At 65.9% G+C, this 18991-nt stretch carries 15 protein-coding genes; 14 read left to right on the forward strand and 1 reads right to left on the reverse strand.

Annotated features, from left to right (window positions below; all coding sequences use genetic code 11):
- Positions 1 to 50: 50 nt before the first annotated feature.
- Positions 51 to 1046, forward strand: coding sequence for an aldo/keto reductase (locus tag NRG23_RS04780; protein ID WP_257373856.1), 996 nt, complete (start codon positions 51 to 53; stop codon positions 1044 to 1046).
- Positions 1047 to 1107: 61 nt separating this feature from the next.
- Here NRG23_RS04780 and NRG23_RS04785 read toward each other — a convergent pair whose 3' ends face one another.
- On the reverse strand, positions 1108 to 1638 hold the full coding sequence (locus tag NRG23_RS04785) for a hypothetical protein (RefSeq protein WP_009048833.1): 531 nt from the start codon (positions 1636 to 1638) through the stop codon (positions 1108 to 1110).
- A 528-nt stretch (positions 1639 to 2166) separates the two neighbouring features.
- Here NRG23_RS04785 and NRG23_RS04790 point away from each other — a divergent pair.
- From NRG23_RS04790 to NRG23_RS04850, 13 genes are all read left to right on the forward strand, one after another.
- Positions 2167 to 2622: an SRPBCC family protein gene (locus tag NRG23_RS04790; protein WP_009048832.1), complete on the forward strand. Its 456-nt coding sequence runs from the start codon at positions 2167 to 2169 to the stop codon at positions 2620 to 2622.
- 122 nt (positions 2623 to 2744) lie between these two features.
- On the forward strand, positions 2745 to 4577 hold the full coding sequence (locus tag NRG23_RS04795; protein WP_257373857.1) for a copper resistance system multicopper oxidase: 1833 nt from the start codon (positions 2745 to 2747) through the stop codon (positions 4575 to 4577).
- Positions 4574 to 5503, forward strand: a complete 930-nt coding sequence (locus NRG23_RS04800; RefSeq protein ID WP_124308501.1) for a copper resistance protein B — start codon at positions 4574 to 4576, stop codon at positions 5501 to 5503. The genes NRG23_RS04795 and NRG23_RS04800 overlap by 4 nt, the downstream gene beginning before the upstream one ends.
- A 57-nt stretch (positions 5504 to 5560) precedes the next feature.
- On the forward strand, positions 5561 to 5944 hold the full coding sequence (gene copC / locus NRG23_RS04805) for a copper homeostasis periplasmic binding protein CopC (protein ID WP_009048829.1): 384 nt from the start codon (positions 5561 to 5563) through the stop codon (positions 5942 to 5944).
- 3 nt (positions 5945 to 5947) lie between these two features.
- On the forward strand, positions 5948 to 6862 hold the full coding sequence (gene copD, locus NRG23_RS04810) for a copper homeostasis membrane protein CopD (RefSeq protein ID WP_028682406.1): 915 nt from the start codon (positions 5948 to 5950) through the stop codon (positions 6860 to 6862).
- Positions 6863 to 7225: 363 nt separating this feature from the next.
- Complete coding sequence (locus tag NRG23_RS04815) at positions 7226 to 7675, forward strand: DUF411 domain-containing protein (protein WP_016704754.1); 450 nt, start codon at positions 7226 to 7228, stop codon at positions 7673 to 7675.
- A complete protein-coding gene (locus NRG23_RS04820; protein WP_103331796.1) occupies positions 7672 to 8109 on the forward strand; it encodes a YqaA family protein in 438 nt (145 codons plus the stop codon). The genes NRG23_RS04815 and NRG23_RS04820 overlap by 4 nt, the downstream gene beginning before the upstream one ends.
- A gap of 133 nt (positions 8110 to 8242) precedes the next feature.
- The gene (locus tag NRG23_RS04825) at positions 8243 to 9268 is read left to right on the forward strand and encodes an alpha/beta fold hydrolase (protein ID WP_257373859.1); all 1026 of its coding nucleotides are present in this window, start codon (positions 8243 to 8245) and stop codon (positions 9266 to 9268) included.
- A gap of 22 nt (positions 9269 to 9290) precedes the next feature.
- Positions 9291 to 10244, forward strand: coding sequence for a D-2-hydroxyacid dehydrogenase family protein (locus tag NRG23_RS04830; RefSeq protein WP_198918806.1), 954 nt, complete (start codon positions 9291 to 9293; stop codon positions 10242 to 10244).
- A gap of 487 nt (positions 10245 to 10731) precedes the next feature.
- Entirely contained in the window at positions 10732 to 12300 is a 1569-nt protein-coding gene (gene glgA / locus NRG23_RS04835) for a glycogen synthase GlgA (RefSeq protein WP_257373860.1), read from the forward strand.
- 14 nt (positions 12301 to 12314) lie between these two features.
- A complete protein-coding gene (gene treZ / locus NRG23_RS04840) occupies positions 12315 to 14111 on the forward strand; it encodes a malto-oligosyltrehalose trehalohydrolase (protein WP_257373861.1) in 1797 nt (598 codons plus the stop codon).
- The gene (malQ, locus tag NRG23_RS04845; RefSeq protein ID WP_257373862.1) at positions 14108 to 16189 is read left to right on the forward strand and encodes a 4-alpha-glucanotransferase; all 2082 of its coding nucleotides are present in this window, start codon (positions 14108 to 14110) and stop codon (positions 16187 to 16189) included. Before treZ ends, malQ begins: the two co-directional genes overlap by 4 nt.
- The gene (locus tag NRG23_RS04850; protein WP_257373863.1) at positions 16186 to 18972 is read left to right on the forward strand and encodes a malto-oligosyltrehalose synthase; all 2787 of its coding nucleotides are present in this window, start codon (positions 16186 to 16188) and stop codon (positions 18970 to 18972) included. The genes malQ and NRG23_RS04850 overlap by 4 nt, the downstream gene beginning before the upstream one ends.
- Positions 18973 to 18991 lie beyond the last annotated feature (19 nt).

The raw sequence follows: 18991 nt of genomic DNA on the forward strand, positions 1-18991 counted from the left end.
TTTTGTCGAGGAGAACAATGGCCGCCACATCATCCAACGGAGCTTCTCCTATGCAAACCCGTCAACTGGGCAAGAACGGCCCGCAGGTGTCCGCCATCGGCCTTGGCTGCATGGGCATGACCGACTTCTACACCACCGGCACCGATACCAAGGAGGCCACCGCCACCTTGCATCGCGCCCTGGAGCTGGGGATCAACCTGCTGGACACCGCCGACATGTACGGGCCCCACAGCAACGAAATCCTGATCGGCCAGGCGATCCGCGGCAAACGCGACCAGGTGTTCCTGGCCAGCAAATTCGGCATTGTCCGCGACCCCGGCGACCCGGCGGCGCGCGGAGTGAACGGCCACCCCGACTACATTCGCCAGGCGATCGACGGCACCCTGCAGCGCCTGGGCGTGGAAACCCTGGACCTGTATTACCAGCACCGCATCGACCCGGACGTGGCCATCGAGGAAACCGTCGGCGCCATGGCCGAGCTGGTACAGGCCGGCAAGGTTCGCTACCTGGGCCTCAGCGAAGCCTCGGCGGCAACGCTGGAGCGGGCCCACAAGGTGCATCCGATCAGCGCCCTGCAAAGCGAATATTCGTTGTGGAGCCGCGACCAGGAAGACAACGGCTGCCTTGCGGCCTGCCAACGCCTGGGCATCGCCTTTGTGCCCTACAGCCCACTGGGGCGAGGCTTTCTCACCGGCGCCCTGAAGAGCCCGGAAGATTTCGCCGCCGACGACTACCGGCGTTTCAGCCCACGCTTCCAGGGCGAGAACTTCACCAAGAACCTGCTGCTGGTGGAACAGGTCAAGCAACTCGCGGTGGCCAAGGGCATCACCACCGGGCAACTGGCCCTGGCCTGGGTGCTGGCGCAGGGTGATTACCTGATCCCGATTCCGGGCACCAAGCAACGCAAGTACCTGGAAGAGAACGTCGCCGCGCTGCAGGTCCACCTCAGCGCCGATGAACTGCTGGCCCTGGAGCGGATCTTCAGCCCCGACGCCACCGCCGGCGAGCGTTACCCGCAAGCGGTGATGGCCCTGCTCGACCGGTAGACGGCCGGCCACAAAAAAGGCCCTCGACCGGTTGATCGGTCGAGGGCCTTTGTTTGTCGCCTCACGCCTTGGCGGAGTGATTCTTGTCGGTCACCGTAGTGCCGTTGCCCTTGCCGTAGCTTTGCAGGTTCTGCAGCACGTAGATGGCTTTCTTGTACTCGGGGATCAGGTAGCTGGCGTACTTGTTGCCCTTGAGGTTGTTGGTCTGGATGTTGTCCAGCTGGATCGCGAAGTACTCCAGGGCGTTGAACTTGGCATCCGGGTCGGACTGCACGCCGAAGCGGTCGAACTTGTCGCCGGCGTTGAGCAGGGTCATCGCCGTCACGTCGCTGATCAGGCCCTTCTGCTTGAGGAAGGTGCTCATGTTGCCCAGTTGCTTGGCGCTGACGTTCTCCGGATCGAACCCCTTGATCTGCTTGTGCAGCTTCATTTCGTCCATCTTGAACACGTTCAGCGCCAGCGGGTTCTGGCCGACCAGGGCCAGCATCTGCTTGACCTTGACGCTCTGGCTGACCGGCTTGCCCCGGGTGCCAGTGTCCTGCACCAGCAGACCGGCTTTGCTGGTCCAGCCGCCGACATATCCAATTGTCATAAAAGACTCCTGTGTACGGGTTTTTCCATAGCCTTATATCCACTTGCACAGCCAACTAGAGGGTTGCGCAAGTTCAACTAATAAGCGTCTGAAAAGCCTGATTGAGGGAAACGATGCCCGTGAGTATCGGCGCGCCAGAGCACCTCTCCAATAAATATTTCGGCTTTTTACAATTTTTGTACATTTCCGATACAAATGCCTGGAAGCCACGGTTTTGCTAGCTGAAACAATTGTTTAACAATCCAGCCCATGACAACTAAGCGACAACTTATGGGCATTAATGTACCGAATGGTTAGTTGTGACCAAGTATTCTTAAGAGCCTTCATGACGCCATCTTGCAGGGATCTTCCACGACATTGCTGCGCAACGACCCGACTGTGCATGACGCCCTTCCTTTACAACGGGAAAAGCCTTGCATCGCCCTCTTGACGAGCTACCTCGAAATCCGCTGAACGGCTGATTTGCGCGCCTCCATGGCAGGCGCGCGGGCAACTATATTTGATGCTCCTACTGCAAGGAGGTGCATCATGGAACAACGTCAGCAGCACCTTTTGGACGAGCTCATCTTCCATGAGCTCTACATCGACGCGCCGATCGATACCGTCTACTACTACGTGACTCAGCCGGATCGCTGGCACGAGTGGCATCCCGCTTCCCTGCGCGCCGACACCGGCCTGGCTGGCTCGTTGCCGGCGGGGCATCGCTTCAGCAAAACCATCGATCTGCTCGGCCTGCAGATCCACATGAGTTGCCGGGTACTGGTCGCGGTATTTCCCAAGGAGTTCAAGATCGTCTTCAGTTCTCCGCCAGCAGACGGCTCGATCCACTATCAGTTGTGCAAATACGGGGATGGAACCCTGTTCAAGCGCACCCTGCATTACTGCTCCGACCTCAACCTGGTCAGCCTGCGCCCGCGTATCGAGCACTTGTCCCAACTGGCCATGGTCAACCTCAAGCGCAACCTGGAAAAGATCGCCCACTGATCCGGCAACGGGTGGCGCCGCGCTGGCTGACAAATCTGTAATCTTCACCTCAGTTTTCTGACAGGCCGCGCCGCTTAAGGTCGTCTCATACCTGACCAGCAGGATCGAGGGAGCCTTGGGGCATGCATGTAAAACCCACACGACGCAGTTTTATCAAGGGTCTGGCCGCCGGTGGCGTACTGGCCGGCACCGGGCTGTGGCAACAGCCGCTCTGGGCACGCAGCGAGGACGGCCAGCTGCCCGCCCTCAGCGGCCAGCAGTTCGACCTGTTCATCGGTGAATCCCAGGTCAACTACAGCGGCACCTCGCGCACCGCGATGACCATCAACGGCGGCCTGCCCGGCCCGCTGCTGCGCTGGCGCGAGGGCGACACCGTGACCATCCGGGTGCGCAACCGCCTCAAGGAGGACACCTCGATCCACTGGCACGGCCTGATCCTGCCGGCCAACATGGACGGCGTGCCGGGCCTGAGCTTCCACGGCATCGCCCCCGACGGCCTCTACGAATACCGCTTCAAGGTCCGGCAGAACGGCACCTACTGGTACCACAGCCACTCGGGGTTGCAGGAGCAGGCCGGGGTCTACGGGCCACTGGTGATCGAGGCCCGCGAGCCGGAACCCTTCCAGTACGACCGCGACTACGTGGTGATGCTCAGCGACTGGAGCGACGAGGCGCCCGAACGGCTGATGCACATCCTGAAAAAGCAGCCCGGCTACTACAACTTCCACAAGCGCACGGTCGGTGACTTTATCGAGGACGTCAGCCGCGACGGCTGGGCGGCCACCCTCGCCGATCGCAAGATGTGGGCGCAGATGAAAATGACCCCCACCGACCTGGCGGACGTCAGCGGCTATACCTACACCTACCTGATCAACGGCCAGAGCCCCGGCGGCAACTGGACCGGGCTGTTCAAGCCCGGCGAGAAGCTGCGCCTGCGCCTGATCAACGGCTCGGCCATGAGCTACTTCGACCTGCGCATTCCCGGCCTGAAGATGACCGTGGTCGCCGCCGACGGCCAATACGTGCAGCCGGTCAGCGTCGATGAGCTGCGCATCGCCGTGGCGGAAACCTACGACGTGCTGGTCGAGCCCGGCTCGCAGGAAGCCTACACCCTGTTCGCCCAGGCCATGGACCGCAGCGGCTACGCCCGCGGCACCCTGAGCCAGCGTCCGGGGCTGAGCGCGCCCGTGCCGCCACTCGACCCGCGGCCGCTGATCAGCATGGCCGACATGGGCATGGATCACGGCAGCATGGCTGGCATGGACATGGGCGCCATGCCCGGCATGGATCATGGCCAGATGCAAGGCATGGACCACAGCCAGATGCAGGGCATGGATTCCAGCAACATGGCCGGTATGGACCACAGCGGCATGGCCGGAATGTCAGGCATGGACCACGGCGCCATGGGTGGCGCCATGCAAAACCACCCGGCCTCGGAAGACGGCAACCCGCTGGTGGACATGCAGACCATGAGCCCGACGCCGAAACTCGCCGACCCGGGCATCGGCCTGCGCAATAACGGGCGCCGGGTGCTGACCTACGCCGACCTGCGCAGCACCTTCGAAGACCCGGACGGGCGCGAACCGAGCCGCACCATCGAATTGCACCTGACCGGGCACATGGAGAAATTTTCCTGGTCGTTCGACGGCATCAAGTTCAGCGACGCCGAGCCCCTGCGCCTGACCTATGGCGAGCGGGTGCGCATCACCCTGGTCAACGACACCATGATGACCCACCCCATCCACCTGCACGGCATGTGGAGCGACCTGGAAGACGAACAGGGGCGCTTCCTGGTGCGCAAGCACACGATCGACATGCCGCCGGGCAGCAAGCGCAGTTACCGGGTGACCGCCGATGCCCTGGGGCGCTGGGCCTATCACTGCCACCTGCTGTTCCACATGGAGATGGGCATGTTTCGCGAAGTACGAGTGGACGAAGCCGGGAGCGCCGCATGATGCCGAAAAACGCCTTGACCCTGTTCGCCACCCTGCTCGGCCTCAGCGCCGGGACCCTGCAAGCCGCCGAAAGCATGGATCACTCCAGCATGGATCATTCGTCCATGCCGGCCTCCTCCATGCCAGGCAACCCGATGCCGGGCATGGACCACAGCCAGATGACCGGCATGGACGGCGAACCCTTGCAGACCATGGAACCCGCGGCGCCCAGCCAAAGCCGCACGCCGATCCCGGTACTCACCGATGCCGACCGCCGCGCGGCCTTCCCGCCGGTGACCGGCCATGGCGTGCACGACAAGGCGATCAACTCGCTGTGGCTGGTCGACCGCCTGGAATACCAGGACGCCGATGATGGCAGTGCCCTGGCCTGGGAAATGAACGGCTGGATTGGCGGCGACATCGACCGGCTGTGGCTGCGCAGCGAGGGCGAGCGCACTAACGGCCGGACCGAAAACGCCCAGGTCGAAGCGCTCTGGGGCCATGCCATCGGCCCCTGGTGGGATGTGGTCAGTGGCGTGCGCCAGGACTTCAAGCCCGGCGCGCCGCAGACCTGGGCCGCCCTCGGGCTGCAAGGCATGGCCCTGTACAACTTCGAAAGCCAGGCCACCGCCTACCTCGGCGAAGGCGGCCAGAGTGCCCTGGGGCTCCAGGCCGAATACGACATCCTGCTGACCAACCGTCTGATCCTGCAGCCCAACGCGGAGGTCAGCCTGTACGGTAAGAACGACCCGCAACGCGGCATTGGCTCGGGGCTCTCCTCGCTGGAAGCCGGCCTGCGCCTGCGCTACGAGCTGCACCGCCAGTTCGCGCCCTACGTCGGCGTGACCTGGAGCCGCAGCTACGGCAAGACCGCGGACTACGCCCGTGAAGAAGGCGAAGACAGCAGCGAAGCCCGCCTGGTGCTCGGTGTGCGCCTGTGGTTCTGACCTCCCTTCAATAGATAACTAAAAACATCACGCGGCCAATGCCGCCTGGAGCCTTGCATGTCCTACCTCAAGCATCTCGCCATTGCCGTCACTTTCGGTGCCGGCCTGACCCTCGCCGGCGTCGCCCAGGCGCACCCCAAGCTGCTGGCCTCGACCCCGGCCGAAGGCGCCAAGGGCGCGGCACCGGCGAAGATCGAACTGCAATTCTCGGAACCCCTCACCACCAAGTTTTCCGGGGCCCGATTGCTAATGACCGGCATGCCCGGGATGAGCCACGCACCGATGCCGGTCAAGGCCAGCGTGGCCGGCGGCAGCGATCCGAAAAGCATGATCATCAGCCCCGCCACCCCGCTACCGAAGGGCAGCTACAAAGTCGAGTGGCGGGCGGTGTCCGCCGACACCCATCCGATCACCGGCAACCTGACCTTCGAAGTCAACTGAGCCATGGGCGAACTCATCAACGTCGCCCTGCGTTTTGCCCTGTACCTCGACCTGATGCTGCTGTTCGGCCTGGCACTGTTCGGCCTTTACGGGCTGCGTGGCGCGCAGAGCCTCCGGCGTTTTCGCCGGCCTCTGGCGACCACCCTGGTGCTGGGCGTGCTGCTGTCGGGCGCCGCGCTGCTGCAACTGGTGCTGTCGATGAGTGGCGCCACCCGCCTGGCCGAACTGGACCCGGCGCTGGTGCCCGTGCTGGTGCTGGAAACCGATGTCGGCCAAAGCTGGCTGCTGCGCCTGGCGGCGTTGCTGCTGGCGGGCGTGCTGCTTCTGTTCAGCAGTGGCTGGTCGAGATTCACCCTCTACGGCCTGATTCTGTGCACGGCGACCGCCCTGGCCAGCCTGGCCTGGGGCGGCCACGGGGCGATGAGCGAAGGTGGCCAGCGTTACCTGCACCTGGGCAGCGACATCCTGCATTTGCTGGGCGCCGGCGCCTGGCTGGGGGCGCTGGCGGCTTTCGTCCTGCTGCTGCGCCGTGGCGCCTGCGAAGGCGAACAGCAGGCGGGCCACCTACTCGATGCCCTGAAGGGGTTTGCCAGCCTGGGCACGCTGATCGTGGTCAGCCTGAGCCTCAGCGGGGTGCTCAATTACCTGCTGATCGTCGGCCCGGACCTGGCAACGTTGAGCGCCAGCACCTACGGCCTGCTCCTCAGCCTGAAGGTGGCGGTGTTCGCCAGCATGCTGGTGTTCGCCGCGTTGAACCGCTTCCATCTGGTTCCGCAGCTGGAACAGGCGCTGCACCGGGCCTCGCCCCAGGCGGCCCTGCCCGCCTTGCGTCGCAGCATGCTCCTGGAACTGGCGGCGGCCCTGCTGATTGTCGGCCTGGTGGCCATGCTCGGCATCCTGAGCCCGGCTCCCGAATGAACACGGAAATGATGCGACCGCTATCGCGGGCAAGCCTCGCGCCTACAGAGAATGCACATGCTTGTGTAGGAGCGAAGCTTGCTCGCGATAAACGATAACGCGCAGTGCCAGACAAACCGCGGCGCCCCCATCGTGGGCAAGCCTCGCGCCTACAGAGAATGCACATGCTTGTGTAGGAGCGAGGCTTGCCCGCGATGAACGATAACGCGCAGCACCAGACAAACCGCGGCGCCCGGACGACAAGCGCTTGGTATAACGTTGAAACACAAGCGCCGCGCCGCGCTCGAGAAAAGTAGCAAAATACGCCACCCTGTCGGCCCAAGACCGCGCCCCCGAGGCGCCCTGATGATCAAGAGACTCCCTATGCACAACACTCTGCGCCTGGCAGCCCTGTCTGCCCTGCTCGTCGGCTCCCTGGCCCAGGCCGCCGACCTGATCCCCATCGACGTGCACCGCGACGCCAACTGCGGCTGCTGCAAGAAATGGATCGAGCACCTGCAAGCCAACGGCTTCAAGGTCAACGACCATGTCGAAAGTAATATGAGCGAAGTCAAGCAGCGCCTGGGCGTGGCCCCGCGCCTGGCGTCCTGCCACACCGCGGTGATCAACGGCAAATTCGTCGAAGGCCATGTGCCGGCCGACCAGGTGCTGGCCCTGAGCAAACGCGACGACCTGCTCGGCGTCGCCGCCCCCGGCATGCCCATGGGTTCGCCCGGCATGGAAATGGACGGCATGCCCGCCGATGCCTACCAGGTCATCGGCCTGACCAAGGACGGCAAGGACGTGGTGGTCGCGGACTACCCGGCCCATTGATCCTCACCGCCTGCCTCGGCCTGTTCCTGGCGGCCTTCGGCGCCGCCACCCTGCTGCCGCTGCAATCCGAAGCCGTGCTGGTGGGCCTGCTGCTCAACGGCCAGTTCAACCTGTGGTTGCTGCTGGCCGTGGCCACCTTCGGCAATGTCCTCGGCTCCCTGGTGAACTGGTGGCTGGGCCAGCGCCTGGAACGCTACAAGGACCGCCGCTGGTTCCCCGTCGGCCCACGCCATCTGCAAACCGCCCGCAACCATTACCAGCGCTATGGCCATTGGTCCCTGCTGCTGAGCTGGCTGCCGATCATCGGCGACCCGTTGACCCTGGTGGCCGGAGTCATGGGCGAACCGCTCAAACGCTTCCTGCTGGTCGTCACCCTGGCCAAGGGTGCGCGTTATGGCGTGCTGGCCTGGATGACCCTCGGCTGGGTCGGTTGAGCTGACGGGGCCAGCCTCCAGGCTCATAAGCATGACCACGAAGGGAACGTTTCGCCCTGGCGATGGCCTCTGCTTATTAATGTCGCGCTAATCGCGCCGCTCCAGGATCGCCCCATTCTCTCGGAGGTCATGTATGTCCCTAAGCCCCACCCGCTGGAGCCTCACCCGCTGGTTACCCGGCCTGCTGCTGACCGCCGCCCTGCCCGCCCTCGCCGCCGAAGGCCCGGCCTACGGTCCCGAGTTGCAAGGCTTCGACTATCCCTACCCGTTGCAGCACTTTGCCTTCGAGTCCCAGGGCCAGGCCCTGCAGATGGGCTATATGGATGTGCCGGCCAAGGGCACGCCCAACGGCCGCAGCGTGTTGCTGATGCACGGCAAGAATTTCTGCGGCGCGACCTGGGACAGTTCGATCAAGGCCTTGAGCGACGCCGGCTACCGGGTCATAGCCGCAGACCAGATCGGCTTCTGCACCTCCAGCAAGCCCGAGCACTATCAATACAGCTTCCAGCAGCTGGCGCAGAACACCCGGCAGTTGCTGGACCGGCTGGGCATCCAGCAGATCAGCCTGCTGGGCCATTCCACCGGCGGCATGCTGGCTACCCGCTATGCCTTGCAATACCCCGAGCAGGTGCAGCAACTGGCGCTGGTCAACCCGATCGGCCTGGAAGACTGGAAGGCCCTCGGCGTGCCCTACCGCAGCGTCGACCAGTGGTACGCCCGCGAGCTCAAGCTGTCGGCCGAGGGTATCCGCAACTATGAGCGCAGCACCTATTACAGCGGCCGCTGGAAGCCGGAATTCGAGCGCTGGGTGGACATGCTCGCCGGCCTCAACCAGGGGCCTGGGCACACGCGGGTGGCGTGGAACTCGGCGCTGATTTACGACATGATCTTCACCCAGCCGGTGTACTACGAGTTCAAGGACCTGAAGATGCCGACCCTGCTGTTGATCGGCACCGCCGACACCACGGCAATCGGCAGCGACATCGCGCCGCCGGCGGTCAAGGCGCGGATCGGCAACTACCAGGTGCTGGGCAAGCAGGTGGCCGGGCTCATCCCGCACTCGACCCTGATCGAGTTCCCGGGCCTGGGCCACGCCCCGCAGATGGAAGAACCGGCGCAATTCCACCAGGCCCTGCTGGGCTGGCTGGCGTCACATTGATGCGTTTTCCCCTGGAGCCTTCATGAGTGTGCAGATCGCGGTAATCGATGATTGGCAGGACGTCGCCCGTGACGTCGTCGACTGGTCGGTGCTGTCGGGCATTGGCCAGGTCAGCTTTATCCATGACTACCCCAGCGACACCGCCGCCATGAGCGAGCGCCTGGCGCCGTTCGAGGTGATCTGCGTGATGCGCGAGCGCAGCCGTTTCGACGCGGCCCTGCTGCGCAGCCTGCCGCGGCTCAAGCTGCTGCTCACCGGCGGCATGCGCAATGCCGCCATCGACCTCGCCGCCGCGGCCAGCCTGGGTATCCAGGTGTGCGGCACCGACAGTTACAAGCACGCGGCGCCGGAGCTGACCTGGGCGCTGATCATGGCCCAGACCCGCAACCTGCTCAGCGAAGCCAGCGCCCTGCGCGCCGGCCTCTGGCAACAGGGGCTGGGCGGCGACCTGCACGGCAAGACCCTGGGCATTCTCGGCCTGGGCAGCATCGGCCAGCGGGTGGCGCAGTTCGGCCAGGTGTTCGGCATGCGGGTGATCGCCTGGAGCGAGAACCTCACCGCCGAGCGGACCGCGGCGGCCGGTGTGACCTACGTGAACAAGCAGCAGTTGTTCGAACAGGCCGACGTGCTCTCGGTGCATCTGGTGCTCAGCGAGCGCAGCCGCGGTCTGGTGGACGCCCAGGCGCTGGCCTGGATGAAACCCTCGGCGCTGCTGGTCAATACCGCCCGTGGGCCGATCGTCGATGAAGCGGCGCTGATCAGCGCCCTCGAACGCGGGCGCCTGGCCGGCGCGGCGCTGGATGTGTTCGAGCAGGAGCCGCTACCCCTCGACCATCCGTTGCGCCGCCTGCCCAATGTGCTGGCCACGCCCCATGTCGGTTATGTCAGCCAGCAGAACTACCGACAGTTCTTCACCCAGATGATCGAGGACATCCAGGCCTGGGCCGCCGGCCAGCCGATCCGTCAGCTGGGCTGAAACCACCTCGGGCATTGCGCCAGCACTGCCCTGCACCATCATCGGGCGCGGGTGGTTTTTCCCCGCACCGCCTGCTTGCATCCCCCTCACCGTTTTCGCGCCCGTGCCAGAAAGCCTCGCCCCCGGCCGGTGCGCGAGACTGCCTTTCGTCGGCTTTATTCCAGGGCAGCGCAACCTTCGCCCCGAGAAAACCTAATCGTCATGCCCGCGCTCTAACTTCTGTCCTAGACTGGAATTCAAAAAGTGACCGGACAGTCACCCCCGAGGAAATAAAGTCGAAACTTTTGGCTCACGCCTTGGGTCAGGTTAAAGGTAGGGCCTTCGCGACTGGTGCAATCCTTGCAATGGCCCCTTCACCCTCTTTGCGTCGACGCATGAGGCTGCGTTCGGCTTTCGCATGTGCAACGTTTTTGTGCCCGGCCACCGGATTGGCCTTTTGACACCGCCGGCAGATGCCAGGAACAGATCAATAAAACGGGAGAAACAGATGACCAGTGCCGTATTGCAAACCCAGGGAAAGCATCCTCTGCCGCTGGCCGGTGAGACGGCCTCCACATCGATTCTCGCCCCAGGTGGCAAGACGTCACTGCCCTTGATCCACCACAACCCCAATCGCAAGAAGGTCCTGTTCGTCACCTCGGAAATCGCCGACCTGGTCAAGACCGGCGGCCTGGGCGACGTCTCGGCGGCCCTGCCCCGCGCCATGGCGCACCTGCACGATGTACGCCTGCTGATCCCCGGCTACCGGCAGGTGATGCACAGCGAAAACCCGATTCATATCATTGGTGAGCTGGGCGGCCACGCGGCCCTGCCGGCCTGCAAGATCGGGCGCATGGACATGCCCGACGGCCTGGTGATCTATGTGCTGATCTGCCCCGAACTCTATGAGCGCGAAGGCACGCCCTACGGCGCCAACAACGGCCGCGACTGGCCGGACAACCATATCCGCTTCGCCCGCCTGGGCCTGGCCGCGGCCGACATCGCCGCCAACCTGGCGCAGATCCACTGGTGCCCGGACCTGGTGCACGCCCATGACTGGCCCGCCGGGCTGGCGCCGGCCTATATGCACTGGCGCGGGCAACGCACGCCGACCCTGTTCACCATCCACAACCTGGCGTACCAGGGCGTGGTCAGCCTGGCCTCCTGCCCGGAGCTGGGCATTCCCGAACACGCCCTGCAACAGGAAGGCATGGAGTTCTACGGCAAGCTGTCGTTCCTCAAGGCCGGCATGGCCTACGCCAGCCACATCACCACCGTCAGCGCCACCTATGCCCAGGAAATCACCACCCCGGCCTTCGGCTGCGGGCTTGACGGTTTCCTCGCCAGCAAGACCCAGCAAGGCCTGCTCAGCGGCATCCCCAACGGCATCGACGAAAGCTGGGACGCCGCCACCGATCCGCACCTGTCCACGCCCTTCGCCATCGGCGACTGGCAAGGCAAGGCCGCCAATGCCACCCATGTGCGGCGGATGTTCGGCCTCGACCCCGGCAGCGGCCCGCTGTTCGCCGTGGTCTCGCGCCTGGTCTACCAGAAAGGCCTGGACCTCACCGAAGGCGTGGCCGAGTACATCGTCAAGTCCGGCGGCCAGATCGCCATTATCGGTCGCGGCGAACCGGAAGAAGAACAGGCCATGCGCGCCCTGGCTGCGCGTTTCCCCGGGCGCATCGGGGTGAATATCGGCTTCAACGAAACCGACGCCCGCCGCATGTTCGCCGGCAGCGACTTCCTGCTGATGCCTTCGCGCTACGAGCCCTGCGGCCTGAGCCAGATGTACGCCCAGCGCTTCGGTTCGTTGCCGGTGGCGCGCAATACCGGCGGCCTGGCCGACACCATCGAGAACGGCGTCACCGGCTTTCTGTTCGACGAGTCCACGGTGGCCAGCTACGAAGAAGCCCTGAGCCGCGCCTTCAAGGTGTTCGCCTATCCGCAGTTGCTCAACGCCATGCGCTGCCGGGCCATGGCCGCGCCCTTCAACTGGTGCAAGGCGGTGGAACCCTACGCCGAACTCTATGAACAGCTGGTGGCCAAGGCCTTGGGAAAATCGGCCAAACCCTGAGAGGGCACCCCAAGATGCCGTCAAGGACACTGGAAACCTGGCCCCACGGCACCGTTCCACTCGATGCCCAGCGCACCCGCTTCGCCCTCTGGGCGCCGGATGCGCAGCACGTCAGCGTCGAACTCGAACACGGCGTGTCGCTGCCCATGCTGCCCCAGGCCAACGGCTGGTTCATGGTCGTCGGCCATTGCCCGCCCGGCACCCGCTACCGCTTCAACATCGACAATGAGATCCGCGTCCCCGACCCGGCATCCCGGGCCCAGGACGGCGATGTCCATGGCCCCAGCCTGGTGGTCGATCCCCGGGCCTATCGCTGGCGGCACCCGCACTGGCAAGGCCGGCCGTGGCACCAGGCGGTGATCTACGAGTTGCATGTGGGGGTGCTGGGCGGTTACCGCGAAGTGGAAAAACACTTGCCGCGCCTGGCCCAGCTGGGCATCACCGCCATCGAGCTGATGCCCCTGGCGGAGTTTCCCGGCGATCGCAACTGGGGCTACGACGGCGTCCTGCCTTATGCGCCGGAAGCCTCCTACGGCTCGCCCGACGACCTCAAGCACCTGATCGACTGCGCCCACGGCCTGGATCTCGCGGTGATGCTCGACGTGGTCTACAACCACTTCGGCCCCGACGGCAACTACCTGCAGCACTACGCCAAGGCCTTCTTCAGGGAAGACCGGCATACGCCCTGGGGCGCGGCCATCGACTTTCGCCGCCAGCCGGTACGCGACTTCTTTATCGACAATGCCCTGATGTGGCTGCTGGAGTACCGCTTCGACGGCCTGCGCCTGGACGCGGTGCATGCGATCGACGACCCGGACTTCCTGTCCGAACTGGCGCAGCGGGTACGCCAACGGATCGACCCGGCGCGACAGGTCTGGCTGACCGTGGAAAACGAGTACAACCAGGCCAGCCTGCTGGAGCAGCACTTCGATGCGCAGTGGAACGACGACGGCCACAACGCCCTGCATGTGTTGCTCACCGGCGAAACCGACGCCTACTACGCCGACTTCGCCAAACGCCCCACCGAGAAACTGGCGCGCTGCCTGAGCCAGGGCTTCGCCTACCAGGGCCATGTCACGCGCCACGGCACCGCTCGCGGCGAACCCAGCGGCCACCTGCCGCCCAGCGCTTTCGTGCTGTTTTTGCAGAACCACGACCAGATCGGCAACCGCGCCTTCGGCGAACGCCTGGTGCGCCTGGCCGAGCCACAGGCGTTGCGGGCGGCCACGGTGCTGTTGTTGCTGTCGCCGATGATTCCGCTGCTGTTCATGGGCGACGAGCTGGCGGCGCCGCAGCCCTTCCTGTTTTTCACCAGCCACCACGGCGAACTGGCGGATGCGGTGCGCGAAGGCCGGCGCGACGAATTCGCCGCCTTCAGCGCCTTCGCCGATCCGCATAAACGCGAGCAGATTCCCGACCCGAACGCGCCGGCCACCTTCCTCGCGTCGAGGCCGCAGGCGGACCCAGCCCAGGGCGAACAGACCCTGGCGCTGTATCGCCAACTGTTGCAACTGCGCCGCGAGCACATCGTGCCCTGCCTGCCCGGCGCCGAAGCCCTGGGCGCCGAGGTGCTGGCCGAGGGTGCCCTGTGTGCCCGCTGGCGCCTGGGCAATGGCCAGGAGCTGCGCATCGACCTCAACCTGAGCCCGCACCAGGTCGAACAGCGGCCACCGAATACCACGCAGCGCCTGTTCGATTACCCGGCCCAGGCGTTCGAACGCTTGCAGCAAGGCTATCTCGCCCCCTATAGCGCACTGGTCAGCCTCGGCGCGGCCGCCCCACTGCCTGACCTTGACGGAGAACGCCCATGAGCGACGCGCAACTGGAAATCCTTGCCAGCCGAGCCGGCCTGGCCGTCGACTGGATCGACGCCAACGGCCGCCCGCAACGGGTCGAGCCGCGGGTGCTGCGAAGCGTGCTGGCCAGCCTCGGCCATCCGGCCGACAACGACCGGCAGATCGAAGCCAGCCTGCGCCAGCTGCTACAGGTGCAACAGAGCCGGCAACTGCCACCGCTGCTGACCGCCGATGCCGGCCAGGGCCTGGACCTGGGGCATTACTTCGCCCCGGACACGCCCTGCGAAATTCGCCTGGAAGACGGCAGCGTGCTCAACCTCAAGCTGGACGCCAACTCCATGCTGCCGGGCCTGGTGCCAGTGGGTTACCAGGAGGTGAGCATCGCCGGCCAGCACTTCACCCTGGCCGTGGCGCCCGAGCGCTGCTACAGCGTCGCCGATGCCGTGGACCAGGCCACGCCCCGCGCCTGGGGCCTGAGCGTGCAGCTGTATTCGCTGCGCCGCAGCGGCGATGGCGGTTATGGCGATACCCAGGCGCTCGAAGACCTGGTCCGGGTCGCCGGCGAACGGGGCGCCGAGGCCATTGCCATCAGCCCGCTGCATGCCATGTTCAGCAGCGATACCGGACGCTACAGCCCTTATTCGCCGTCCAGCCGGCTGTTTCTCAACAGCCTGTACGCCGCGCCCGGGACCATTCTCGGCGAGCGGGCCTGGCGCAGCGCCATCGACGCCAGTGGCCTGGGGCCGCAGCTGCAACAGCTGGAACAACAGCCGATGGTCGACTGGCCGGTGGCGGCCCAGGCCCGGCAGAAAGTCCTGCGCGCGCTTTATGAAGGCTTCTGCCAGGGCGAACATCCGCTGCACCAGGACTTCGCCAGTTTCCGCCACGCCAGCGGCGAGGCCCTGGAAAACCACTGCCGCTTCGAAGCCATCCAGGCCCAGCGCGCGGCCCGTGGCGAAAGCCTCGACTGGCGCGAATGGCCCGATGCCTGGCGCACCCCGCGCAGCCCGGCGCTGGCACATTTCGCCGTGGAACACGCCAGCGACATCGGCTTTTATGCCTTCTGCCAATGGTTGATCGCCCGTTGCCTGGAGCGCGTGCAGAGCACCGCCCGCAGCAGCGGTATGGGCATCGGCCTGATCGCCGACCTGGCGGTGGGCGCCGACGGCGGCGGCAGCCAGGCCTGGAGCCGCCAGGACGAACTGCTGGCGGCGCTGACCGTCGGCGCGCCGCCGGACATTCTCAATCGCCAGGGCCAGGGCTGGGGCATTTCCGCTTTCTCCCCGGAGGGCCTGGTGCGCAATGGCTTCCACGCCTTTATCGAAATGCTCCGGGCCAACTTCGCCCATGCCGGCGGCCTGCGCATCGACCATGTGATGGGTTTGCAGCGGCTGTGGGTGATCCCCCTCGGCGCCCCGCCCTGCGACGGCGCCTACCTGTATTACCCGGTGGACGACCTGTTGCGCCTGCTGACCCTGGAGTCGCACCGGCACCAGGCGATCGTCCTCGGCGAAGACCTCGGCACGGTGCCCGACGGCCTGCGGGAAAAACTCAGCGCGCGGGCCATGCTCGGCATGCGCGTGCTGCTGTTCGAGCAGGAGCACGGCACGCATTTCCGGCCGATCCTCGACTGGCCGGACAATGCCCTGGCGACCACCAGCACCCACGACCTGCCGACCCTCAACGGCTGGTGGCAGGGCCGCGACATCGACTGGAGCGCGCGCCTGGGCCTGGTGGACGCAAGCGGCGAAACCCATTGGCGCGAACACCGCCAGCGCGAACGCGAGGGCCTGCGCCACGCCCTGAGCCGCGATCCGCAGAACTTTCGTGAGGACACTCACGAAGCCGACCAGGTGGTGGACGCCAGCGTGCGCTTCCTCGGCCATACCCGTGCGCCGCTGGTGCTGCTGCCCCTGGAAGACGCCCTGGGCATCGACGAACAGGCCAACCTGCCCGGCACCCTCGACAGCCATCCCAACTGGCGCCGGCGCCTGGCCGGCAGCAGCGCGGCCTTGCTCGACGACCCGGACGCCGCGCGCCGCCTGGAACTGCTGGCCTGCGCCCGGCTGCAAGCCCACGAGCGCGACCGATGAACCAAGCGACGACCCGGCCTGTGCGGGCTACCTTGCGCCTGCAGTTTCATCGCGGCTTCAGCCTCGACGACGCAGTGCCGCTGGTGCCCTACTTCGCCCGCCTGGGCATCAGCCACCTGTACGCGTCGCCGCTGCTGTGCGCCCGCGCCGGCTCGATGCACGGCTACGACGTGGTCGACCCGACCCGGGTCAACCCCGAGCTGGGTGGCGAGGCCGCGCTGGAGCGCCTGGTCCGCAGCCTGCGCCAGCACGACATGGGCCTGCTGCTGGATATCGTCTCCAATCACATGGCGGTCGGCGGCGCGGACAACCCCTGGTGGCAGGACCTGCTGCGCTGGGGGCGCCTGAGCCCCTATGGCGAATTCTTCGACATCCAGTGGCACTCCCCCGACCCCTTGATGGAAGGCCAGTTGCTGCTGCCGTTCCTCGGCAGCGACTACGGCGTGGCCCTGCAGGAGGGCACGCTGCGGCTGTGCTTCGATGCCGAACGGGGCGAATTCCATGTCGAGCACTACCAGCATCACTTCCCGATCTGCCCCAGCGACTATGGCGAGCTGCTGCGGGTCCCGGGCGAACTCGACGCCGAATCGGCCGAGCGCCTCAAGCCACTGGCCGATGCCTTCAGCACCCTGCGCTACCAACCCGACGCCCACACCCAGGCCGACCCCTTGCAGCGGCAATTGCAGGACGCCGCCAGTGCCCCACAGGTCCGCGCGGCCATCGAGCAGCAGCTGGCGCAGTATGACGCGCGCCAGCCGGAGGGCTTCGCCCGCCTGCACGCCCTGCTGGAGCAACAGAGTTATCGCCTGGCCAGCTGGCGCACCGCGGCGGACGACATCAACTGGCGGCGCTTCTTCGACATCAACGAACTGGGTGGGCTGCGGGTCGAGCGCCCGGCGGTGTTCGAGGCCACCCACGGGAAAATCTTCCAGCTGATCGCCGCCGGCCTGGTGGACGGGCTGCGCATCGACCATATCGACGGCCTGGCCGATCCCCGCGGCTACTGCCGCAAACTGCGGCGCCGGGTCGACGCGCTGCGCCCCGGCCAGCACCTGCCGATCTACGTGGAAAAGATCCTTGGCGCCGGCGAAACCCTGCGCCGCGACTGGTGCGTGGACGGCAGCACCGGCTATGAATTCATGAACCAGCTGTCGCTGCTGCAACACGACCCGCAAGGCGCCGAGCCTCTGGCCGAACTCTGGAGCCGGCACAGCGAACGCCCGGCGGCCTTTCTCGAAGAAGCCCGGCTGGCGCGCCAGCAGTTGCTCAACGGCTCGCTGGCCAGCGACTTCGAAAGCGTGGCCCAGGCCCTGCTGCAAGTGGCGCGCAACGACGTGATGAGCCGCGACCTGACCCTGGGCGCCATCCGCCGCGCCTTGCAGGAACTGATCGTGCACTTCCCGGTGTACCGCACCTACATCGGCGCCTGTGGGCGCTCGGCGGCGGACGAGGCGTTTTTCCAGCAGGCCCTGCAAGGCGCCCGCGACACCCTGGGCGAAGCCGACTGGCCGGTGCTGGCCTACCTGCAACAGTGGCTCGGCGGCCGCGGCTGGCGCCAGCTGCCACCGGGGCGCCAGCGCAAGGTGCTCAAGCATGCCTGCGTGCGCTTCCAGCAACTGACCTCGCCGACCGCGGCCAAGGCGGTGGAAGACACCGCGCTCTATCGCTCGGCGGTGCTGCTGTCGCGCAACGACGTGGGTTTTTCCACCGAGCAGTTCTGCGCCCCGGTGGAAGCTTTCCACGCGGTCTGCCGCGAGCGCCTGGCGACCTTCCCCGACAACCTGCTGGCCAGCGCCACCCACGATCACAAGCGCGGCGAAGATGCCCGCGCGCGCCTGGCGGTGCTCAGCGAACTCAGCCCCTGGTACGTCGCACAGGTCGAACACTGGCGCAGCCTGGCCCAGGCCCTGCGCAGCGATCCCCAGGCGCCCGGCGCCGGTGACGAGCTGATTCTCTATCAGGCCCTGCTCGGCAGCTGGCCACTGGAACTGCACAGCGACGACAGCCAGGGCCTGCGGGACTATGCCCGGCGCCTCTGGCAATGGCAGGAAAAAGCCCTGCGCGAAGCCAAGCTGCACAGCAGCTGGGCGGCGGCCAACGAGGCCTATGAAAGTGCGGTCCACCAGTTTATCGAGCGGCTGTTGCTCAGCCCCGAGGGCCTGCCGTTACGCAGCGCCATAGGCGCGGCCGTGCAGCGCATCGCGCCCGCTGGCGCCCTCAACGGCCTGGCTCAATCCTTGCTGCGCATGACCGTGCCCGGCGTGCCGGACCTGTATCAGGGCAACGAGTTCTGGGACTTCAGCCTGGTGGACCCGGACAACCGTCGCCCGGTGGACTTCGCCACCCGACAGCAGGCTCTGGACCCCTGCGGCGAAACCATGGAACTGTTGGCGAATTGGCGCGACGGGCGCATCAAGCAGGCCCTGATCGCCGCCACGCTGAAGCGCCGCGGCGAGTACCCGCAGCTGTTTCGCCGGGGCACTTACCTGCCGCTACCGGTACAGGGCCGACACGCCGACAAGGTGCTGGCCTTCATGCGCGAACACCAGGGCCAGCGCGCCGTGGTGATAGTGCCCAGGCTGGTCGCCGGGCTGCTGGAAAGCGGCGCGCATCCCCGGGTCGACGCGCCGGATTGGGGCGATACGCGAGTGCATCTGCCATTCGCCGCACCAGGGCAAAACCTGAAGGGACTTTTTTCCACGGGGGCAGTCACACCCCACAAGGATCTGATGATCAGCAGCGCATTGCGGGATTTCCCGGTCAACCTCTTCATCCAAACTTGAGTTCAGTTCAGGAGCATTG

This window comes from Pseudomonas sp. T8 (assembly GCF_024610635.1).
Taxonomy (GTDB): Bacteria; Pseudomonadota; Gammaproteobacteria; order Pseudomonadales; family Pseudomonadaceae; genus Aquipseudomonas; species Aquipseudomonas chlororaphis_I.